The organism is Escherichia sp. MOD1-EC5495 (assembly GCF_002965965.1).
GTDB classification, from domain to species: domain Bacteria; phylum Pseudomonadota; class Gammaproteobacteria; order Enterobacterales; family Enterobacteriaceae; genus Escherichia; species Escherichia ruysiae.
Map to the genome: position 1 here is coordinate 1 of NZ_PTRI01000068.1, position 360 is coordinate 360.

Annotated in this window: 1 tRNA gene; it reads right to left on the reverse strand. The window is 45.3% G+C overall.

What is annotated here, in order from left to right:
- Positions 1-189: 189 nt before the first annotated feature.
- Positions 190-265, reverse strand: a tRNA-Glu gene (locus tag BEG40_RS21595).
- Positions 266-360 lie beyond the last annotated feature (95 nt).

Genomic DNA, 360 nt, shown 5'->3' on the forward strand with positions numbered 1-360 from the left:
AACCCGAAGATGTTTCTTTCGATTCATCATCGTGTTGCGAAAATTTGAGAGACTCACGAACAACTTGCGTTGTTCAGTGTTTCAATTTTCAGCTTGATCCAGATTTTTAAAGAGCAAATATCTCAAACATCACCCGAAGATGAGTTTTGAGATATTAAGGCAGGTGACTTTCACTCACAAACCAGCAAGTGGCGTCCCCTAGGGGATTCGAACCCCTGTTACCGCCGTGAAAGGGCGGTGTCCTGGGCCTCTAGACGAAGGGGACGTATCAGTCTGCTTCGCAAGACGCCTTGCTTTTTACTTTCTATCAGACAATCTGTGTGAGCACTTCAAAGAACGCTTCTTTAAGGTAAGGAGGTG